This is a genomic window from Bradyrhizobium sp. 142 (assembly GCF_023074015.1).
Taxonomy (GTDB): Bacteria; Pseudomonadota; Alphaproteobacteria; order Rhizobiales; family Xanthobacteraceae; genus Bradyrhizobium.
This window is the reverse complement of record NZ_JADPKQ010000343.1, coordinates 1-4894: the sequence shown is the minus strand read 5'-3', so window position 1 is coordinate 4894 and position 4894 is coordinate 1. Positions and strand designations below refer to the sequence as shown.

The following is a 4894-nucleotide window of genomic DNA, read 5'->3' as shown; positions in this document are numbered from 1 at the left end:
CGCATAGAACAGATGACCCTGCTCACTCTTGCACCGACCCATCATCGAAATCTCCGTCGATGGCCGCTTTACCTAGACGGAATCACGGTTCGCCCTTCTCCTCAAGACAGTTCTGCAACAAAATCGGCCACTTGCGGACTTCGTCATTCCAACTTCGGTGCCGATAGCTATTCCACGGCCTTGCACAGTCCTTTTTCTTGCCAGCCGTGATCGTGTGCCCGATTGACCCAAGGTTCCCGCGTATCGTGCAGGACGAGCGCTAATGCACGCCGTTCGATATTGCCCGTGGCGGTCAGCTTGTGCGGGACGTTCGCGAGCACAATGACTGGCTTGCCTCCCGGTCGGCCGATTTGCCTGCCGTCTGGCGTCTCCATGCATTCCTCGCCTTGGAGGACGTGAATCAGCTCTGGTCCTGCGTGACGGTGAACCATCGTGGTTGCACCGGGCAGCATGATCGCCTCAGCGTAAGTGGCCGTATACTCAAGTTTAGCATCCACATCGAACGGCCCGAGTGTAGCAACATGCTCACCGCCCTCGGGCCGATTCTCTGTCCCGATGGTGAACAGCCAGACCTTGCCAAGTGCTTCGATGACGGTGGAATACGGTCCCATGGAATTCTCGGCCTGCGTTCGCGATGCAAAGCTGGCGATGTGCCAAAAGAGCGGCCCGCTCGGCATCTTTCCGAGCCTGTCTGATATGAGCAGATAACAACCGCGCTCAGTTTGTCGCTCAGCAACCGGCACGCATCCAGGAGGTCCTCGAAGTGGGTCGATTTGCGCGGAGACCGGCCTCCCAAGGAGCGCAGTCAGCAATCCGACGAGCAATGCAAGGACGTGAAAATTCATGGCGCAAACTCCAGCGCGTTGGACACGCGGGCACGGGCCAGCCCGCGCGCATGCCGAAGCAACATTGCGCGGCGTGAATATACTACTGCAACTTTGGCGGCGCTAGCTTTACCGATTGCCCCATCAACACCGAATTTTTAAGTGCTGCCGGATCAAACAGCGCGAAGTCGGCAATGGGTCCAACAGCGGCCATCCAAGGCTTGGGGCGTCTCATTTTGCATAGGCGGGCGCGGCAAAAGGGCGTAACCTCCGGCTGTAAGTTAGGAAACGTCGCAACCAAAAATTTAGAGGGAGGGACGAAATGTTCACTAAGCGCGAATTTCTTCATTCCGCCGCCTTGGCTAGCTTTACCGCTACAATGACGAGGTCCTCTCCGGTGAGAGCGCAGACGAGCGCCGACCGCCCAGCCTTCTTCAAGGCAAAGGACATTGCCGAGGCCGGCTTCATCTTTGGCCTGCCCATCGTGATGAACTACGCGGTCATGTACGAATACGCCGTTGATCGTAACTCGGGACAGTTCAAGGCCCCGTTTAATCAGATCAAGAACGAACCCAACGTATTCACCTACAAAGATACGGCCATTGTAACGCCGAACAGTGATACGCCGTATTCGTTCGTTTGGATGGACCTGCGGGCGGAGCCGGTCGTCCTTTCGGTTCCTACGATGGACCCGAAACGCTATTATTCAGTCATGCTCTGCGACGGCAATACCTACAACTACGGCTACATTGGCACCCATTCCACTTGGGAGTGAGGCGGGCGATTACATGGTTGTCGGGCCGACTTGGCAAGGTGCGACCCCGCCGGGCATTAAAAAGGTATTCCGGTCGAGCACGGAGTTGTCGGTTGCGGGATATCGCACACAGCTTTTCAATGCGGACGACCTCGACAACGTCAAGATGGTTCAGGCTGGCTACAAAGTGCAGATGCTTTCCGCCTACCTGACCCAGCCAGCACCGCCGCCCGCCCCAATCATCGACTTTCCGAAAATCGACAAGGAGTTGGTCAAGAAAAACTTTTTCGAGTATCTCGACTTCGCGCTACAGTTTGGACCTCCGCAAGAGAATGAAAAGGAGATGCGCGCCCAGCTTGCACGCATCGGCGTCGGGCCGGGCAAAACAATGAACTTCAAAGACCTGTCGGTGGAGGACAAGCTCGAAATCGGCTTGGGCATGAAAGAAGGTAATCGAAAGGTCGAGGAGGCCGTCGCCAATCTGGGCAAGTCAATCAACGGCTGGCGCGTGGCCTCGATACCGGGCGACAATGCTCACTACAATGGCGATTGGTTAAAGCGCGCTGTTGCCGCGCAGGCGGGCATATACGGCAACGATGCTGTGGAAGCGATGTACCCACTCACGCGCGTTGATAGCGATGGTCAGACACTCGACGGCAGCAAAAATAACTACACGCTGACGTTCCCCCCAGGTCAGCAGCCGCCAGTCAATTCCTTCTGGTCACTGACGATGTACGACGGGAAGACGCAGCTGCTAATCGAAAACCCGATCAATCACTACCTCATAAACTCACCGATGTTGCCGGGGATGAAGACGAATGCCGATGGAGCGTTGACGCTCTACATCCAGAACAAGTCGCCCGGCTCGGACAAGGAAGCCAACTGGCTGCCAGCGCCAAACGGCCCGATCTACCTTGTGATGCGGCTCTACTGGCCAAAGACTGAGCACCCTTCGATCCTTCCAGCGGGTGAGGGAACGTGGCAGCCGGCCGGCTTGAAGCGAGTTTCATAGAGGCAACACAGAAGGCGGCCTCTTGCCAGGACCCGCTTGGCTTTTTTTCGGGGGGCCGCCCCTTGTTGCCGAAAGATGCGATGTCGCCTTTGGATCAAAATGCGAAGAACTCAACCTGAGCAAATCTGGTCTGCCATGCCTCGGAGAGCGGACCTCAGTGAGGTGCGCCGCCACTTCGGTGGTGGGCCAAGGGACTAAACCGCTCGCGCGGTAGGACGCTGCGGCTGGCAGCGCAGCCAAGAGGATAGCGTAACGGGCGTCCTGTTTTGAGATGAGGGGTTCGCAACCTTCACACAAAACAGGAGCATCCCCATGACCGACGAGGCAGTGAGCCCGCTGCGCCGGCGCATGATCGAAGACATGACGATCCGCAAGTTCGCGCCGAAGACCCAACATGACTACGTGCAAAGAATCAAGAACTTCGCCCCCTGGCGTCACATCATTGTTCGTCCAGTCTTCAAAAACCGTTCCGTCACCTATGGCAGCATCGCGCTTATCCATTGTCGTGCTTCCCTTCAACAACCTAAGTGGCGATCCGGGACAGGATTATTTCGCTGATGCGGTCACCGACAGCCTGACAACCGATCTCTCGCGAATTCAGGGCAGCTTCGTTATCGCACGCAACACAGCATTCACCTACAAGGGCAAGTCGATCGATGCCCGCCAGATCGGGCGTGAACTAGGTGTCCGCTTCGCGCTCGAAGGTAGCGTACAGCGCGCCGGCGATCAGGTTCGGGTCAACGCGCAGCTGATCGATACAGAGACGGGCGGCCATGTCTGGTCGGACCGTTTCGATCGTCCGCGGAGCAGCTATCTGGAATTGCAGGATGACATAACTGGCCGGATCGCCCGCATGTTGGGCTTGGAACTGGTTGTTCTGGCGGCTCACAGCATCGAACTGGAGCACCAAACCAATCCCACCGCGGCGGATTTCGCTTTGCAGGGATGGGCTGCGGTGTACAAGCCGACCACGCCCGAAACGCGTGAGGAAGCTCGGCGCTTGTTCGAGCAGGCGCTCGCAATTGATCCGCATACGCTAAGGGCAATGACAGGACTTTCCCTGACACTGACCAATCTGGTTATCAATGGACAATCGCCCGACCCGGCAGGAGATTTACGTCGTGCCGACAAGCTTTCGCAGCAGGCAGTCGGTCTCGATCCGAATAATGCGGCCGCTCATGCCTTGCGCGCCCGCGTCCTTCAGGCACAGCGGCGGCAGAAGGAGGCTGCCGAGGAGTACAGGATCTCGCTGCAAATCAACGGCAACATACCGACAACGACGCTTTTTCTTGGTGAGACGTTCGTCTTCACCGGGAAATCTCTTGACGCAATCCCGTTGTTCGAACGCGCCATTGAACTCAGTCCGCGCGACCCGGGTCTTGGAACGTGGCAGTTTGAAATGGGGCGGGCGATGATCCTGCTCAGGCGTGACGATGAGGCGCTAACCTGGCTCAGCAGGTCGGTGGCGACGAATCCCAGACTGGCATATGGCCAGCTTTACTACGCCGCGATCATGGCTATCAAAGACGATCTATCAGCTGCCCGCGCGGCACTGGCGGAAGCGGGTCGCTTGAATCCGAACTACACCAGTCTTGCGAGATTCCGGGCCACCGAACCTGTCGGACGATCCTGCCTACGTAGAGCAGCGCGCTTATGTGGAACAAGCGCTACGCAAAGCGGGGCTGCCGGAACAGTGACTTTCCGCAGGTGGCCCATCAGCGAAGTAGCGCCCCGCCTGGTTGAAGTTCGCACAGGGAGGCATAGCGGACTAGATTTGCTCAGGTTGAGTTCTTCGCATTCTGACCCATATGTATGGTCCGGCCGCGCGTTGCAAGAGGTTTCGTCAACCTGGCAGATGCGGTCTTGCATCAATGTATCCGGCCTCTGATTGGAGCGTGTTGTGCTCCGGGCCATCATGGATATCAGCGCGCATTCGAGCTGATTAGCGGACAGGCCTCGAAGGGGCCATTCGGGTCACCAGTGTTCGCATGCGCCGGGAAGACCGATTCTCCATCGTCGTCTCAATCCTCTCGCAGACCTCGGCGGGTAAGGGATGTTGGTTACGTCATCGATAGCTCCTCACTTCGCACTGTTCCTTTGTTCGTGCCTGGCGGTCGTTCCTTCGTCCCGGCCTGCGCGCGCAGACGCGCCGCGCGCAAGGGCCGTCAAGGCCGGCCGTCGTGCTGTTCTGACGGCTTGCTCGATCGCTGCCAGGCTGCGCCTTGACGGCCCCGAGCACGGCGCGAGGATCAAGCAGGTCGGGACGCCATCTCATCTGTCTTGACGCACTCGAAGGCGCGCCCC

3 protein-coding genes and 1 pseudogene are annotated in these 4894 nt (G+C 58.0%); 3 read left to right on the top strand and 1 reads right to left on the bottom strand.

Annotation, left to right across the window (positions count from 1 at the left end):
• Nucleotides 1–167 precede the first annotated feature (167 nt).
• Nucleotides 168–845, bottom strand: a complete 678-nt coding sequence (locus IVA82_RS32255) for a hypothetical protein (RefSeq protein WP_247390061.1) — start codon at nucleotides 843–845, stop codon at nucleotides 168–170.
• A 301-nt stretch (nucleotides 846–1146) separates the two neighbouring features.
• Between IVA82_RS32255 and IVA82_RS32250 the strand changes: the two are divergent.
• The 3 genes and pseudogenes from IVA82_RS32250 (at nucleotide 1147) to IVA82_RS49155 (ending at nucleotide 4478) form a co-directional block, all read left to right on the top strand.
• Nucleotides 1147–2590, top strand: a pseudogene (locus IVA82_RS32250) (DUF1254 domain-containing protein).
• 312 nt (nucleotides 2591–2902) lie between these two features.
• Complete coding sequence (locus tag IVA82_RS32245) at nucleotides 2903–3148, top strand: hypothetical protein (RefSeq protein WP_247390059.1); 246 nt, start codon at nucleotides 2903–2905, stop codon at nucleotides 3146–3148.
• Nucleotides 3096–4478, top strand: coding sequence for a tetratricopeptide repeat protein (locus tag IVA82_RS49155; protein ID WP_247390058.1), 1383 nt, complete (start codon nucleotides 3096–3098; stop codon nucleotides 4476–4478). Before IVA82_RS32245 ends, IVA82_RS49155 begins: the two co-directional genes overlap by 53 nt.
• Nucleotides 4479–4894 lie beyond the last annotated feature (416 nt).